Below are 15,127 nucleotides of genomic sequence, written 5' to 3'. Positions count from 1 at the left end.
GCCGTTATGATTTAAATTCTAAAAGAAAGCTGCGGATAGTAGTTGCGATCTGAATTTCTTGCTCGTGCCAAGGTTGCGCCAATTGATTTACCGTTTCCAACCAGATTTTAAACGAATGTCTTGGATGATAGGTTACTCCATTATCTTCAAAATTGATCGCTTGATTTGGATTACCACCCCACTCGATCGTTTGGACAACTTCTGGACGAAAGCAGACTAAATATTCGGGCGCGTGGGCCGAAATAGGAATCACCAACATGCCGCTAGCTATCTCGCTAAATCGAGCTGCCTCCTGTATTACTCCAGCAACATGCTGTGTGCTGTAAACTTTCCGTATATCTTTGGCTTGCAGCCAAAGAAGGAGATTATCTAAAAAATTATGATCAGGTACTTGCCCATCGGTGTATTGCTTGCCTGCACTAAATAGCACTGCACCTGTAGACTTAAACAATTTTAATAATGAGGTGTCGGACTTCTGCCCAAAGAGACCTTTGGTGATCGATCCTGTGCTATAGATCGCATCAACAATAGCGTTGCGGCCGGCTTGTAGTTGGGAGATAAAATGATATTCATCTGCATTGATAACGGATGAAATTTTGTTAGAAATCACGTTAGACAACAGACCAAAATTAGCACTTTCATCAAAGGTAAGATGATATGCTGAGGCATGATTACACGAAATTAGCCCCCAAAGAACACCATTATGAACGACTCGAATAGACATGGATCCGATCATCTTCATGTTTTTCATATATTCACGATGCACCTCTGCCACACCACGAAGATGACAGGAAGAAAGATCGGTAAACGTACTAGTTAATGGATTGATCACGGGGAAAAGACGCGCCGGTGTATAGGTACGATCGGGTATTAGTCGAAGTGGATTTTTTAGGTAAAGATCACGTGCTTGCTTTGGCACATCCGATGCGGGAAAAGTGACCCCAAGATAGTTTTCCAATCCATTGCTCTTTTGTTCTGAGATCACGGTACCATTCCATTCTTCATCGAACTTATACATCATTACGCCATCAATGTCTAGCATTTCCTTCAGCTTAGACACGATCAGGTCACACAGCTCTGCAAGATTGTTCACACCTTCCATTGCTGTTACGAGATTTTTGATATCTTGCACTCCTGCCGATAGGTGCTTATGGGGCGATTGCTCTTGTAGCTCGATGATAAAATAAGCTTCTTTCTCGTGCACTAAAGCAAAATAGGTCTTCGATGCGATCTCAATTGTATACGTATCGTTCTTGCCCACATGTGTGCTCACATCACCTTTGATCTGCTCTTCCGAAAGGCCACACAATTCACAAAAATTCATCCCAATAATATCTTGGTGATTGATATTCAGTTGCTCCATCGTATTGGCACTAGTTTGCACGATGGTACAATTTTCCTTATCAATGACCACAATCGCCCCATGGGGTTGAATGGTGTTGATGTGATGTATAGGCAAGGCTCCACAAAAATCGGAGTCAAAATTTTTATTATGCATTTAGTGTGAAACGCTAAAATTTTCAAATGTACAGCAAGTTAAGAAAATATTGTTACATGTGCATTTATCTCTAATCTTAGAGTAGTATATTCATCGCGTCACAGTCCTTTTTAATCTTTTATTATCTTTGGTCGATATCTTAGCCTTTGGCCAGCATTGAATACTGGCTATCATCCGGACCGAGAAATAACAGCTATAATATCGCTCCTGCGAGGCAATGTTAAACATATATATATGCAAAAGCAGCATTTTTTAGCGTTAGATGGATTACGCGGTGTAGCCGCCATCGCGATCGTTATTTTTCATTTCATGGAATGGATATTTCCACAATTTGAAGATAATGTGATTGGCCATGGCTTTCTTGCCGTGGATTTCTTCTTCTGTCTGTCAGGATTTGTGATGGGCTATGCCTACGATGATCGACTAGAGAGTATGAGCTTGGGTAAGTTTTTTAGCTTGCGGCTCATTCGCTTGCAGCCTTTAGTTGTTATTGGATCAATTTTGGGTTTGGTTGGTTTGCTCTGGTCGCCCTATAGCGTAGCCGATGCAAAAAGTATCCCGCAGTATATACAGCTTTTTATCTGTTCGGTATTGCTTATCCCCTTGCCAGTACTGGAGGAAAAAGCCTTTAATCTTTTCAGCCTAAATGCACCGGCATGGTCATTATTTTGGGAATATGTTGCTAATATCTTTTACGCTCTTGTACTAGTACGTATTAGCGCAAAACATTTATATCTGCTGGCTGGTGTGGCCGCAATTGCTTTGGTTTATGCTAGTTATTCTTATGGTAACCTTGCTGGCGGCTGGAGTATAGACAATTGGGAAGTGGGCGGTATTCGTCTTGCTTACTCATTCTGTGCGGGATTACTTATTTACCGTCGAAATTGGATTATCACCAATCGCTTCGGATACCTCACTCCCGCAATATTATTGAGTATAGCTTTGTTGATGCCGTTCACCGTTGCTAATTGGTTGATTGAGTCATGCATTGTGCTTTTTCTTTTTCCTATTATCGTAGCTTTGGGAGCAGGTACAAGGATGCCGAAAGGCGTGCAGCCACTGGGCGCTTTTCTAGGCGCTATTTCATATCCACTTTACATGACGCATTATGCCGCTATTTGGATTTTTGGCGACTATTTGCAGAGTGATGTATTCGACTCAACACTCCTACCCTATATCGTAATAGGCGGCAGCATTTGTTTGATTCTTTTTGCATACGTTATCATGAAATTAGTAGACATTCCGATCAGGAAATACCTAACAAAACGCTATCTGCGTATCACTTAAAACACCTTGGTTAGCTTAAGTTCGCACATAGTTTTTACCTTTGTAGCATGAAAAAAATGTTCCATAGTGTGGTAGAACTGTTGCCGTCGATGATCGAAGCCTTTCAGAATCATTCGATGTGCGACTTATTAGAAGAAGGCGACATCATCTCCTTTATGCCTATCGAAAACACTTCTACGGCACAAGACTTTGTAGCGCAGACGAATAAGTTATTGGCAGATTACTTTGACGTGCACGACGAACTATGCTATGCCGACGACAGCTATCTGGACGGCGAAGATAATCCCATTTTCTTCTGGAAGGATTACCTCAGCTGCTTCTACACGTTTAAGTTAGTAGAAGAAGAGGTACCATTCGACAAGAATTTGGCAGGCACACGTTTTGGATTATTTGAAATAGTTGATATCGCTTATATAAATGATGTTAATAAACGTTTCAAACAGAGGAGAATTAATGGCATACGACTAGAATATAAAGTAAAATCTACTCCTTTGGATAGAAACAAGCATTGGAACCGGACCTACGACAAGGAGTTTTAAAAACATTCTTTTCCCGTAGTAATTCTCCTTCTCAATTTTTATGTCTTGGCATTTGAAAACGCCAATTACACGATGATTTTAGCAATTGGCATCATAAACCAATGACACGATATGAGATGATTTTTCACCACACAAAAGAGGCCTTTTAAAAAAGGCCTCTTTTGTGTGGTGAAATGGTTACACTATAAGCGAACTACTGCATGTGACGATCACATTAAACTTTGCTACCTAGTGTACAAATAAGAATTAACTTACTAATTACATGGAACGATTCGTCTTCCATATCCATTACCCGTCATATACGTTACTCCTTCTACACTTTGTGTAGCAATAACTGTATTATCAGAATTTCTATTCCACGTGATACTGTTAAATTGATTGCCATTGGTTAAGCGCAGAGGCTCCAAATTACCGCCGCTCGATGACTTGCTTCCTAATAGGGAAATATCGCCCGACGCACTAATGATCACACGCAAAATAGGGTTTGAAGCATTGCCATTCATGTTGTAGATTTCTGAAATGCCTTCACTTCCCCACACCGTTCCATCAGCAAACTCAACATTCCGAGACAAATCGGCAACCCCAGTTTGAAATTGTAGCTCCTGTACCGCGAGTAATGTATTATTGATCTCCAGATTAAAAGAGTTATCTAGTCGATGTATATCAAACGTGAAACCATAGTCCGCAGCAGGCGCTGTAAAAGTTTGAGAATTACCATCTGCGAGATCAAATGTAGCCCCACCGGATACCACCTCCGTACAAGGACTTTGCAACTTCATGACTAAATTGTAACGTGTGCCTGGCGTGATTTTTAAATTATTGATTACGACATCGGCTTTCGTAATATTATTCGCAGTCAACGTACCAACATTAAATTCTGCGGTCGTCGTGCTCGGCGATATTAATAATGTTGGACTGGATGTAATACTACGAACTCCACCTCCTAGGCTTGGGAAAACAACTTCTGCGCCATTAGAAGCGGCAGATCCATATGTAACAACACCATCAGAAAAAGTAATACTACCATCTTGCCGAACAGGACGAATCGTTGGGTTATCAACTGCGGTTATATTTCCGGCTGTACTTTGATCTAATTCGATTCTAGTCGTGATTTGACTGTATTGATGTTTAAGTGTTAAATCCAATGTGTTTTCACCGTACACTAATTCAACATCCTTTCTGAAATACAATAAAGGACCGGCAATATTATTTAGCCTAGCGGTACTAAGATTCGCTTTGTCACTAGGATTTGGCAACGCTGTTGTACCGTTTACAGAATAAGCTATAAACGTATAAGATTTCCCTGCATCTAGATTGAAACCCTCTACGGAACTTTCTTTACCCACCTGATAATCTTTTTCTTCTACGAAAGCTCCAGAACCGTCGTATACTAATACTCTATAACGTACATCTTGACCAAGTGGTGTTAATACTGTAGCAGCACGGTTACGACTTGATCCAGTAGCACTATTACGCATATCACTTGATCGCTCTTTGGAAAGCGTCGCTACAAAATTCATATCATCACCAAAAGGAACAATTTGAGTTTGTACATCATCTTCTACCTCTGAAACGGTCACTGATCGAGCGGAAGAGGCATTCCCATCATCATCATTCTCTTCTTGATCTTCGGCGCCCAAAAGACGAATAGAAACGGTAGCTTCACCGTTACTTGGTTGTTCTTTTTCCTGCTTTACACAGGCCGCAAGCAGCAATATACTACTTAAAACTATTGCAAATGTATTTTTTAATTTCATCTGAAGAGTATATCTAGTTACCAAACAATTGTACGTGTATCCGTCGGATCTTCGTCCCACTCTTCCATTACGCGCTGATCGGTGGTAATAGGACTAACTGTTGCGGATCCTGCTGCGATGGAATGCTCGATTTCAAGATAATTTACTGTAATAGATAGTGCCTGATAAGGCCGCTTACTTGGGTAATCCATTGTATAGTTTTTCTAGTTGAGATGATTTCGCCTACAACTTAACGCTAGGTATTAAACGCTAAATTTGCGGCAAAACTACGTATAAGTACGCTATAAACCAACATGATAACGATTTAATTTCGACAATAGTAGATAACTACCTATCATACTGATAGTTAATTTTTATACACAATATTTCCCTAATTAGAGGATAATTTATTTTTTTATAGAAATCATACCAACAATTTGCTATTTGGCAAATAATATATTGTCCAGATCAATATTGTATGTAAATTAGAATCAATGTATATGAATAATCAACTGTATAGCAGCAACTAGAGCTGACGTACGTATTTGTTATTCAATTATATAACCAATTAACAGGCCTGGTTTCAAATCAACTAATTGAGAGTATATTTTTTAATATGTCTTTTTGCACCTGTTATTTTGGTCTATGATCCTGCAGTTTGAACTAGAAAATTAATATTGATATTATGCGAATTGTTGCCAACCCAAAAATTATTGGTGCTATGATAAAAGCGCTGGACACCAATCTCTTTTGCATGAGAATCAGATTTGCATGCGAAGTTTCTTACTCCATTCTAGAGGACGATTCGTACATCGAAATCAAGCCACGCAAAGGACAACATCTTAATCCTGATGAGTTAGTATGGTTGGGGTTTTTTGCTAAAGATGAATTACAAAGTAATGGTATTCATATTAAAAGCACTTATTAGCAGGACGATTCGCTCACATTACCCATATTCACTCCATTGCCAAATTTAAGGTGATAAATACCGCATTTAGATTATGCTAAAACAGTCTACATAGCGTATCTTTGCTTCAAACAGAATAGTTTTACATGGTTCAAGATATCAAAATCAGCAAAAACGCTTTTGTGCTGGATGATCACCAACTTTTTGCTGATTCCTTTACACTGCTATTGGAACGCTACCTGCAATTTGAAAACATACAATCTTTTTCAAAAGCAGAAGATTTGATTACTTGCATGACTGCTTTCGGCACAAAAAAAGTATTCGTGTTTCTGGATTATTACCTATACCATGAAAATGGGCTGCAGGTATGTTCGGAAATCAAACGTCTTAACAAAAAAGCCTATATCATTTTTACCACCAGTGCGATTTCCACCGGTGTTCTGCACAATCTTATCTCAGCAAAACCCCACGGCATACTGAGCAAATCAAGTGATATCCCGACTATGATTCAATTGATAAATGAAGTTGCCAACGGAAATATTGTAGTTGATGAAAATTTGAAATCGATTTTAGAAACATTCGAACAAACGCCTACGTTTACTCCAAGAGAGCTTCAACTGCTAAAGCATTTTTCGCTTGGCAGTAGTATTTCTGACGTTGCAGAGCAAATGTTTCTAAGTAAGCATACCATAGTTGCACACAGACGCAAGATGATGGCCAAAGCCAACTGCAAATCTATCGGACAATTGATACGATTTGCTCACGATAATGATTTGATTTAGCAGCGCACTACATTATTTCTTTTCAGGTTGCTTTTCCTCTTCACTGGTCATCTCCAAATCAAACCAGAATTGAGCGCCAACACCCGGCTCGGATTTTAGATTCAGGTGTGTGTTATTCGCATTCAAATAGAGAATACATAATGACAAACCGATTCCTGTAGCTTTTTCACCCCAAGTGCCAATAACTCCTTTTTGCGAAAGCTCTGTTAGCTTTCGATCTATTTTCGTATCAAACCCAACACCCGTATCCCGTATCATAATGCGCACTTTATTTTCATCCACTTTTTGTGCACTTACATAGATATAATCATCTGCGCCACAGAATTTCAATGCATTGTTAAGGAGATTATTAATGGTAATTCTGATCATTTGCTTATCAGCTCTTACAAACGTGGTATCGGCAGGAGATTCGATTTCGATCTGTATACGTTTCTTTTGAGCTCTTCGACGATACAGCGCCACTGTCTCGGTGATAACGCTAGCAATATTAAAAGCTTCAGAGGTAGATCGAAGACCGTCACGTTGCCCGACAATCCATGTAAGCATCTCATCAAGAAATTTTTTGAGCGTTGCCATTTCCATTCGGGCTTTCTGCAACATATTTTTAGTTTCCTTTTCAGAAAGAAAACCGTCTTCAAACATCTTTAGAAGCGATACAATACTGGCTACAGGCGCACGTAAATCGTGTGCTACGACAGAAATCAAATGCTGTTTGAAACGATAACCTTCATCTAGCTGCATATTTTGTCGCTCGACCTGATCTAACACGATCCGCAACTCTTTGTTGTGAGATTTCTTCTTTCGGATTATAATATAAAGCAGAAAAGTTTTCGAAATGACTGCTAAAGAAAATATCCCTATTATCATCAGCGTGCTTTTGCGACTTTCCGACTCCTGATGCGCTAAAGCTTCCGCTTGCTTTGCTGTAAATTCTGCCTTGAGACGTTCTGTTTCCAAAAGTCCAAGAGCTGAAGATTCCTTGTACAAGGCGCTTTCAGAGTCGCGCGCAGCCTTATTAAACTGAAGCGCACGTTTTAAATCGCCCCTCTCTTCATAAATTGCTGCCAACCTGTTTGAGGCACTCAACACATGTTTTAGATCATTTTCGCGCCGGGCTAAATTGTAAGAAATTCGCGCATATTTCTCAATACTATCCAATTTACCCTGATTATCAAAATACGCCATTAAATCGCTTACATACGTCAAACTATCGGTCAACGCTGCCTTCGGCTTTATATTTTCATTTTGAGATTGAGCAGCAACTTTTGATATAAACAGGGTGAGGCCCAAACTGAGTAGGAGTACATGTATTGTACGATTACTAAATATCATTATCTAATGTTTTTATAGGTATTTCGATCTTGCTCGTTATTCTTGCCTGATAGAACCTTGCGATTATAAAGGTAGCACTTAACGATTTTTTTGTTAATGTAAATTAACCCCGTAAATATACGTGTTTTACCTTTACAATTGCACGACGAAATTTAATTGATAGAGGTAAAATTTACTATCAAACAAAGTATGAGGTCGGTTAATATTGTAAACATAATCTGGACATAAATCATTTTTGAATAAATGGAAGCACTATCACTAATTAAGCTATATTACGATAATAGATGTAAAAACGACAATAAATCTGCGCTTTTAATTGCTCAATGCTATTAAACCAAGGCTATTTGTCTTACAGATTTTGGGCGCTATGCCGTTTTGTTTCTACAAATCAGTATTTCATCATCAAGGGATAATAATTACTTTCGGATTCTCTTCGTAATGAAGTGTTAGCTTTTTCTGCTCCGCATTCGTGTATTCATTCGTGTGTAGTATTTGTGATAATGGTAGAAATATAAATTAATTGCCTACACGTAGTGGATCGTTAGCATATTTCGTAGGCAGTCCTTATCTTTAAAAAGATATGATTAGTTATAGTACCGCAGCACTTCTTTTCCCGGCAATCAGTTTGATCATGCTTGCCTATACAAATCGTTTTCTTGCTTTAGCAGCTTTGGTAAGATCACTGCATGCCAAATACCTAGAACATCGTCAAGGCGGCGTGCTAAAAGGCCAAATCGGCAACTTGCGTTTTCGCTTGAAGCTACTTCGTCATATGCAAGGCATGGGTGTTTTAAGTTTCATAGCCTGCATTATCTGCGTATATGGTATTTATCTCGAAAGCGTTATTCTCACAGAAATTACTTTTGCCTTAAGTCTCTTATTTTTCACGATCTCGTTAGTGCTCTCTTTTATTGAAATCCAATTTAGTAATAGAGCGCTAGAATTGGAGCTGAGCGATATGGAAGAGCAAGGAGAAAAATCCTTCGTGAAGTATTTTAAGAAAAGATTCGATCATCGTAAAAAAGAGCTATAATCCCGCAACATCCCGATAAACAGCGTACAAAAGTAGGTATTATCATTTCGCTCTTGATTTGACATCAAAACGACAAAATTTAGATGTTATAACACATATTTTTCGTATATTTACGCTGAAAATAGAATGGTGATAGCATAGCTTTCAAGCTTATCACTTTAATCAAGATGCTTATGAAAAAATTAGGTTTTTTATCATTTGGACACTGGGCCAATCATCCGGCTTATCAGGCACGTACGGCTAGTGATACGCTATTGCAATCTATTGATTTGGCTGTCGCAGCCGAAGAATTGGGATTGGATGGCGCATATTTTAGAGTTCATCATTTTGCGAAGCAACTTGCCTCTCCATTTCCATTGTTGGCAGCTGTTGGCGCTAAAACAAGCCGTATCGAAATTGGCACGGGCGTGATCGACATGCGCTACGAAAACCCATTATACATGGTAGAGGATGCAGGTGCCGCAGATTTGATATCCGAAGGACGACTGCAATTGGGCATTAGTAGAGGTTCGCCAGAGCAAGTGATTGATGGCTGGCGTTATTTCGGCCATGAGCTAAAAGATGGCGAGACCGATGCTGATATGGGCAGACGAAAAGCGTTGGAATTTTTGGAAAAATTAAACGGTCGTGGTTTTGCCGAGCCAAATCCTAATCCTATGTTTCCAAATCCACCGGGATTGCTCCGATTAGAGCCGCACGCTCCAGGATTGCGCGACCGCATTTGGTGGGGCGCAGCTTCTAATGCAACTGCTATATGGGCAGCCGAGCAAGGGATGCACTTGCAAAGCTCCACCTTAAAATACGATGAAAACGGCAAACCATTCCACATACAGCAGGCCGAACAGATACGTTTGTATCGAGAAGCTTGGAAAAAAGCCGGTCATGCAGGTGAGCCACGGGTATCGGTCAGTCGTTCTATTTTTGCGATCACCAATGATCAAGATCGTTTGTACTTTGGCCATGAAAACGACAGAGGCGACAAAATCGGAATGATCGAGGCCGACAAACGTGCTATTTTTGGAAGGAGTTATGCAGCAGAACCAGATGAATTAATAAAAGAATTGGCAAAAGATGAAGCCATACAGGAGGCTGATACTTTACTACTCACTATTCCAAATACCTTAGGAGTAGATTATAATGTACATGTTTTATCCAGCATTTTGCAGGACGTAGCGCCCGGATTGGGTTGGCGATAAGTACGGCAGACAATTTTTAAATGCCACAAAGCCAGATCATATTGTATGGTCTGGCTTTGTGTATATATCGCTAAGATCAGTATTAGCGAAATAAAAGCAACGCAATCAATAAAGTTACGATCACATTAAAAGTTTGCGCTATCAAAAATGCATATAAAGGTTTTTTGTTGTTGTGCTGAAACAAATCCTTAAAATTGGTCTCCAAACCAATGGAGGTGAACGCTAATACAAACCATAGTCCTTGCAAACTTTTCAGACTATCTTTCACCGCATCAATCTGTACTTGTGGTACTAAGAATGAGAATAGCAATGACGCTGCCACAAAACCTACTACAAATTTGGGAAAGCGCTCCCAAATCACTTTTAATGTCGGCTTTTCACGTTTAGTTTCATCATCTACCGACTTTGCATAGGTCCAGTACACGCTGATACAAAATGCAGCGATACCGAGTAATACATTTTGCGAGAACTTCACAATTGTACTGATTTTCAGCGCCTCTTCACCGACTAATGAACCTGATGCTACTACCGCGCCTGTAGTATCAATACTACCGCCCAACCACGCACCTGTTACTTCTTGCGAAAGCCCCATCCAATCGGCCATATACGGCATGAAAATCATCATGGGTATCGCGGTGATCAATACCAGAGAAATCACATAAGATAGTTTCTTACTATCTCCTTGTATAGCTCCCGATGTAGCTATTGCCGCAGAAACACCGCAAATGGATACGGCACTGGAAAGCATGAGCGACATCTCTTTATCTATCTTCAACTTCTTACAAATCCAAAACGCGAAGTACCAAACTGAAATAACGACTACCAAGGCCTGTATCAATCCTAGCGATCCTGCTTTCAGGATATCTCTAAATATAACAGTGGTACCAAGTAATACGAGCCCAATCTTAACATAAAGCTCTGTATTGAGCGATGCTCTGAACCAATCTGGCAAACGAAAAAGGTTACTAATGGCTAGGCCGATACCCAGACTAAAGATAACTGCTTCCAAATTATATTCCTGCACCCACATATTTCCTGATATTGCTAGTGCAATCAGGGTGAGAAAAAACACGATTGGAAATACAACAAGAAGCGGGCGCAGAGATTTTTTCAGTAAGATTGCACCTAAAATTGCAATTCCAAACGTAATCAGGAATTGCATCAATATTTTGTAGAGATTTGGCAAAGCGAGCACTTTTGCCATCAATTCTTGTGATGAAACCCATCCAAAACTTGGTTTTGGAACAATGATGCCCGCCAAAGCCAGCATAATGATTCCCATACCTAAAATAACGACTACCCAATCTTCAGATAGTTTACTTAATCGTAACATGTATTGATTTTAATTAGTTATTTGGCTAGTAGCCAATCCTGCAAATATAGGCCTAATGGGTTACTTCTCCTATTTCCTCCAAAGACTTCCCTTTGGTTTCGGGAATAAAAAGTATAAAAACAAAAGATAGCACAACCATCACAGCATAAAATAGAAAAATATAATACGCTCCATCTGATATTTGCTCCACGATAACAGGAAACAAGCCCGATACAATGGCAGCAAACAACCAATGTGTGGTACTACCAAGAGATGTACCCTGCGAACGTACTTCATTAGGAAAAATCTCCGAGATGAACACCCAGATCACCGCTCCTTGTGATAGCGCAAAAGCAGCAATAAAGCCAACGATATACCACAGCAGATAAGGAGTGCCGCCATCCTTCAAGCCAAATGCAGCACATAGTAAAAATATAAACATGCCTAGCGCTCCGGTCAGCAACAACTTTTTGCGGCCAAATTTGTCTATTATACTCATTCCTAGAAGCGTAAACACGAGGTTTGTACCGCCAATAAATATGGGTTGCAGGTATGCGGTTTCACCTTCAAATCCTGCCATCTCGAAGATACGAGGCGCATAGTATAAGATGGCATTGATTCCCACCATCTGATTGAAAAAAGCAAGTAACACTGCCATCACTATCGGCTTGGTATAAGCTTTTTGAAAAAGATTAACCTGCGCTGCTTTCTTTTCTATAATCGCATCGCTGGGCACTTGCCCAATTTTATTAAACAATGGCAAAGCTTCTTCCCTACCACGATGCAACAGTACCCAACGCGGACTTTCGGGCACCGCCAGTATTAACACACAAAACAAGACTGATGGTACGGCCATAATGCCGAGCATATATCGCCATGCATCTTCACCGATTCCTGAAAAGAAATAATTGGTGAGGTATGCGACAAAAATACCAGACACCACCATAATTTGAAACAAACCTGTGAGCTTACCTCGATCCTTTGCAGGCGCAATTTCAGAAATATAAACCGGACCAGCTACAGAGCTGATACCAACCGCCAGACCGCCTAAAAGGCGAAAAAACAAAAATACGGACCAAATTGGAGCTATAGCACAACCAATTGCAGAAAGCAAATACAGGATAGCGACAAATGTTAACGTAGGTTTGCGGCCATACTTTTCAGCCGTTCTGCCTGCAATGATAGCACCGATGATCGTTCCGATTAAAGACATGGCGACCGTCAATCCATGCCAAAAGGAATCAAGCGCCCAAAGTTGCTGTATGATTCGTTCTGCTCCTGAAATGACGGCAGTCTCAAATCCAAAAAGAAAACCGCCTAGCGAAGCGACAAGTGAAAATTTCCATACATTTTTCATAGGTTTCGTGACTTTAATCGGCAATTACATCTATTCAGAAAATCTGCGGAAGATGCTTTTAGGTTTACATTTCTAATATCGCTAATTAAAGTACGTTTATTTTACGAAATGCGCGAACGATGAGATAAAATGATACAAATTTGGCGCAAAAATACAATTTATAGAAGCTATGAATCGGCCAGAAAGCGGGCAAACCATTGGCCCGAGTCTTTAATTATACGGCGCTGCGACTCGAAATCTACGTGAACCAAACCAAATCTAGGGTGATAACCCTCGGCCCACTCAAAATTATCCAAGAAAGTCCACACGAAATAACCTCGGACATCCACACCCTCTTGCTTAGCGCGATGCATGTGTGTGATGGCTTCCTGCAAATATGCTGTACGTTCGGTATCATTTACGGTATTACGCGTTACCTCATCGGGAAAAGAAGCTCCATTTTCCGTCACCATTAGCGGTGGCATATTTTCATATGTGCTATATTTTTTCAGGATATGATAAAGCGATTCAGGATACACCTCCCAATTCATCGTAGTTGTAGGCACTTGGCGATCTTGCGCCGTGACCAATTTAGCTCGTAGGTAGGGAATAAAATAGGAATGCGCCACAATCTCACGCGTATAGTTTTGCACACCAACAAAATCCATATCAAACTTAAGATCTTGCTCATCGCCTGCTCGCATATATTTTTCGATCTTACGAAGCGTCTTGATTTCTTCTGTGGGATAGCCAAGTCCTAGCAATGGTTCTACAAACAGACGATTGAGCAAGGCATCCGCTCGTTTGGCAGCCTGCACATCGCGATCTTTAGTGCTCAGAGGTTCTATATGTGAAGTCGAGAATGTCGTGCCTACAATACTATCAGGTTGCAGGGATTTAATAATTCGTGCGCCAAGTGCCTGCGACAATGCTGCATGATGTGTTGCTGATAGAAAAGAACTCAATCCTCGGCGACCTGGCGCATGGATTCCTAGAAAGTAGCCTGCTCCGGTGAATACCATTGGTTCATTCAATACCATCCAGTGCTTCACCCGATCTCCGAAATTTCGTACACAGCACGATACAAATTCTCCAAACCATTCCAATACATCGCGATTTGTCCATCCACCCTTTATCTCTAGGCTCGACGGGAGATCCCAATGATATAGAGTGATCCAAGGTGTAATTCCCAATTCCAACATATGATCAATCAATCGATTGTAATAATCAATGCCCGCTTGGTTTACTTCTCCCCTGCCTACCGGAAATATACGACTCCACGAAATCGAAAATCGGTGATGACGGATGTTCATATCGCTCATTAACTGCAGATCATCGGCATAGCGATGGTAAAAATCGCAGGCTACGTCTCCATTTGCACCATGCGCTATTTTTCCAGATTTTCGCACGAAGTCATCCCATATTGAAAATCCTTTTCCGTCGTGCAAATATCCTCCTTCGATCTGATAAGCCGCCGTAGAGACACCCCAGATGAAATCGTTGCCGAATGGTACTTTGCTCAATCCCATGAAAGCAATTTACTAATCTTCAAATAACCAACTTCTAATGTATCTTCTTCTGCAAATTCGCTGTCAGCTGTGATCTTGAGAGAATATTTTGTCTTAAAACTCGGACTCAGAAGATCAGTAACCTCGTAAATATCATCTACGTCAATCCCATATTTATCGTCGATGTGCGACGAGGTATGATGTTTCCAAAAAGTGGAAGATTTTGCTACTTGAGTAGCTTCCGCCAAATTGCTAGCTACGACTATTTGCTTATAATGGTATTCTTCCATATCCTGCGGCTTATATCCGCCAAGGTTCACGAAGTAAAGCTTCTGATCGCTTTCGTAGGCGAAGTCATTTTTTAAAACTACTTCAACACTAAAGCCACCCACATGGGAGATTTTGCGCCAGGAGTCAATATGCATTTTACCAACCAGTTCCGGCCAAAATAGCTCCATCTGTGGCACCAAATCCTTAAGTGAATCGCCAACACCAAAAAAGACGTCATGTTGTTCGGTGTGTCTACCATCAGGCTTGCCACCTATCACTATCATAAATAATTCCATGTGGTTGTGTTTTCGCTTTTCTACGATCAATAGTTATGCCCAAGTTCCTATCGGCATCATTTGCTAATTAATGTCGATAGGAACTATATAGCGAT

The 15,127-nt window shown here is 40.4% G+C and carries 14 protein-coding genes; 6 read left to right on the top strand and 8 right to left on the bottom strand.

What is annotated here, in order from left to right:
* Nucleotides 1-4: 4 nt before the first annotated feature.
* A complete protein-coding gene (locus A0125_RS06975; protein WP_066753937.1) occupies nt 5-1,498 on the bottom strand; it encodes a GAF domain-containing protein in 1,494 nt (497 codons plus the stop codon).
* Between the two features lie 234 nt (nt 1,499-1,732).
* Here A0125_RS06975 and A0125_RS06970 point away from each other — a divergent pair, with 234 nt between their 5' ends.
* Both A0125_RS06970 and A0125_RS06965 read left to right on the top strand, forming a co-directional pair.
* Nucleotides 1,733-2,785, top strand: coding sequence for an acyltransferase family protein (locus tag A0125_RS06970; protein ID WP_066753935.1), 1,053 nt, complete (start codon nt 1,733-1,735; stop codon nt 2,783-2,785).
* A gap of 47 nt (nt 2,786-2,832) precedes the next feature.
* Nucleotides 2,833-3,324, top strand: a complete 492-nt coding sequence (locus tag A0125_RS06965) for a hypothetical protein (protein ID WP_066753933.1) — start codon at nt 2,833-2,835, stop codon at nt 3,322-3,324.
* Between the two features lie 254 nt (nt 3,325-3,578).
* Here A0125_RS06965 and A0125_RS06960 read toward each other — a convergent pair whose 3' ends face one another.
* Both A0125_RS06960 and A0125_RS15570 read right to left on the bottom strand, forming a co-directional pair.
* Nucleotides 3,579-5,081, bottom strand: coding sequence for a fimbrillin family protein (locus A0125_RS06960; RefSeq protein WP_066753931.1), 1,503 nt, complete (start codon nt 5,079-5,081; stop codon nt 3,579-3,581).
* Between the two features lie 17 nt (nt 5,082-5,098).
* On the bottom strand, nt 5,099-5,272 hold the full coding sequence (locus A0125_RS15570; RefSeq protein WP_156472453.1) for a hypothetical protein: 174 nt from the start codon (nt 5,270-5,272) through the stop codon (nt 5,099-5,101).
* 542 nt (nt 5,273-5,814) lie between these two features.
* Between A0125_RS15570 and A0125_RS06955 the strand changes: the two genes are divergently transcribed.
* Entirely contained in the window at nt 5,815-5,988 is a 174-nt protein-coding gene (locus A0125_RS06955; protein ID WP_156472452.1) for a hypothetical protein, read from the top strand.
* 125 nt (nt 5,989-6,113) lie between these two features.
* Nucleotides 6,114-6,749, top strand: a complete 636-nt coding sequence (locus tag A0125_RS06950; protein WP_066753928.1) for a response regulator transcription factor — start codon at nt 6,114-6,116, stop codon at nt 6,747-6,749.
* Nucleotides 6,750-6,761: 12 nt separating this feature from the next.
* On the opposite strand, the gene A0125_RS06945 is transcribed toward A0125_RS06950, so the two are convergent.
* Nucleotides 6,762-8,081 carry a sensor histidine kinase gene (locus A0125_RS06945; RefSeq protein ID WP_082784937.1) on the bottom strand — a complete coding sequence of 440 codons (1,320 nt, stop codon included), beginning with the start codon at nt 8,079-8,081 and terminating at the stop codon, nt 6,762-6,764.
* 580 nt (nt 8,082-8,661) lie between these two features.
* Here A0125_RS06945 and A0125_RS06940 point away from each other — a divergent pair.
* Both A0125_RS06940 and A0125_RS06935 read left to right on the top strand, forming a co-directional pair.
* Nucleotides 8,662-9,114, top strand: coding sequence for a DUF2721 domain-containing protein (locus A0125_RS06940; protein ID WP_066753924.1), 453 nt, complete (start codon nt 8,662-8,664; stop codon nt 9,112-9,114).
* Nucleotides 9,115-9,287: 173 nt separating this feature from the next.
* On the top strand, nt 9,288-10,310 hold the full coding sequence (locus tag A0125_RS06935; RefSeq protein WP_066753922.1) for an LLM class flavin-dependent oxidoreductase: 1,023 nt from the start codon (nt 9,288-9,290) through the stop codon (nt 10,308-10,310).
* 82 nt (nt 10,311-10,392) lie between these two features.
* Here the strand turns inward: A0125_RS06935 and A0125_RS06930 are convergent, their stop codons facing one another.
* The 4 genes from A0125_RS06930 to A0125_RS06915 all read right to left on the bottom strand — a co-directional run bounded on the left by A0125_RS06930 (nt 10,393) and on the right by A0125_RS06915 (nt 15,032).
* The gene (locus tag A0125_RS06930; RefSeq protein WP_066753920.1) at nt 10,393-11,643 is read right to left on the bottom strand and encodes a YeiH family protein; all 1,251 of its coding nucleotides are present in this window, start codon (nt 11,641-11,643) and stop codon (nt 10,393-10,395) included.
* Nucleotides 11,644-11,695: 52 nt separating this feature from the next.
* Nucleotides 11,696-12,979 carry a sugar porter family MFS transporter gene (locus A0125_RS06925; protein ID WP_066753918.1) on the bottom strand — a complete coding sequence of 428 codons (1,284 nt, stop codon included), beginning with the start codon at nt 12,977-12,979 and terminating at the stop codon, nt 11,696-11,698.
* Nucleotides 12,980-13,146: 167 nt separating this feature from the next.
* Entirely contained in the window at nt 13,147-14,487 is a 1,341-nt protein-coding gene (locus tag A0125_RS06920; protein ID WP_066753916.1) for a GH1 family beta-glucosidase, read from the bottom strand.
* Complete coding sequence (locus tag A0125_RS06915; protein WP_066753914.1) at nt 14,478-15,032, bottom strand: DUF1543 domain-containing protein; 555 nt, start codon at nt 15,030-15,032, stop codon at nt 14,478-14,480. Before A0125_RS06915 ends, A0125_RS06920 begins: the two co-directional genes overlap by 10 nt.
* Nucleotides 15,033-15,127: the final 95 nt, after the last annotated feature.

It is taken from the genome of Sphingobacterium populi (assembly GCF_001586775.1).
GTDB lineage: Bacteria > Bacteroidota > Bacteroidia > Sphingobacteriales > Sphingobacteriaceae > Sphingobacterium > Sphingobacterium populi.
The sequence above is the reverse complement of the archived record's forward strand: the minus strand, read 5'-3'. Positions and strand labels throughout refer to the sequence as shown.

Bases quoted from the DNA above. Each gene is read 5' to 3' on its own strand.
- A0125_RS06935 (WP_066753922.1), top strand. From the start codon at position 9,288: ATGAAAAAATTAGGTTTTTTATCATTTGGACACTGGGCCAATCATCCG.
- A0125_RS06915 (WP_066753914.1), bottom strand. From the start codon at position 15,032: ATGGAATTATTTATGATAGTGATAGGTGGCAAGCCTGATGGTAGACAC.
- A0125_RS06930 (WP_066753920.1), bottom strand. From the start codon at position 11,643: ATGTTACGATTAAGTAAACTATCTGAAGATTGGGTAGTCGTTATTTTA.
- A0125_RS06965 (WP_066753933.1), top strand. From the start codon at position 2,833: ATGAAAAAAATGTTCCATAGTGTGGTAGAACTGTTGCCGTCGATGATC.
- A0125_RS06960 (WP_066753931.1), bottom strand. From the start codon at position 5,081: ATGAAATTAAAAAATACATTTGCAATAGTTTTAAGTAGTATATTGCTG.
- A0125_RS06970 (WP_066753935.1), top strand. From the start codon at position 1,733: ATGCAAAAGCAGCATTTTTTAGCGTTAGATGGATTACGCGGTGTAGCC.
- A0125_RS06925 (WP_066753918.1), bottom strand. From the start codon at position 12,979: ATGAAAAATGTATGGAAATTTTCACTTGTCGCTTCGCTAGGCGGTTTT.
- A0125_RS15570 (WP_156472453.1), bottom strand. From the start codon at position 5,272: ATGGATTACCCAAGTAAGCGGCCTTATCAGGCACTATCTATTACAGTA.
- A0125_RS06975 (WP_066753937.1), bottom strand. From the start codon at position 1,498: ATGCATAATAAAAATTTTGACTCCGATTTTTGTGGAGCCTTGCCTATA.
- A0125_RS06950 (WP_066753928.1), top strand. From the start codon at position 6,114: ATGGTTCAAGATATCAAAATCAGCAAAAACGCTTTTGTGCTGGATGAT.
- A0125_RS06920 (WP_066753916.1), bottom strand. From the start codon at position 14,487: ATGGGATTGAGCAAAGTACCATTCGGCAACGATTTCATCTGGGGTGTC.
- A0125_RS06940 (WP_066753924.1), top strand. From the start codon at position 8,662: ATGATTAGTTATAGTACCGCAGCACTTCTTTTCCCGGCAATCAGTTTG.
- A0125_RS06945 (WP_082784937.1), bottom strand. From the start codon at position 8,081: ATGATATTTAGTAATCGTACAATACATGTACTCCTACTCAGTTTGGGC.
- A0125_RS06955 (WP_156472452.1), top strand. From the start codon at position 5,815: ATGAGAATCAGATTTGCATGCGAAGTTTCTTACTCCATTCTAGAGGAC.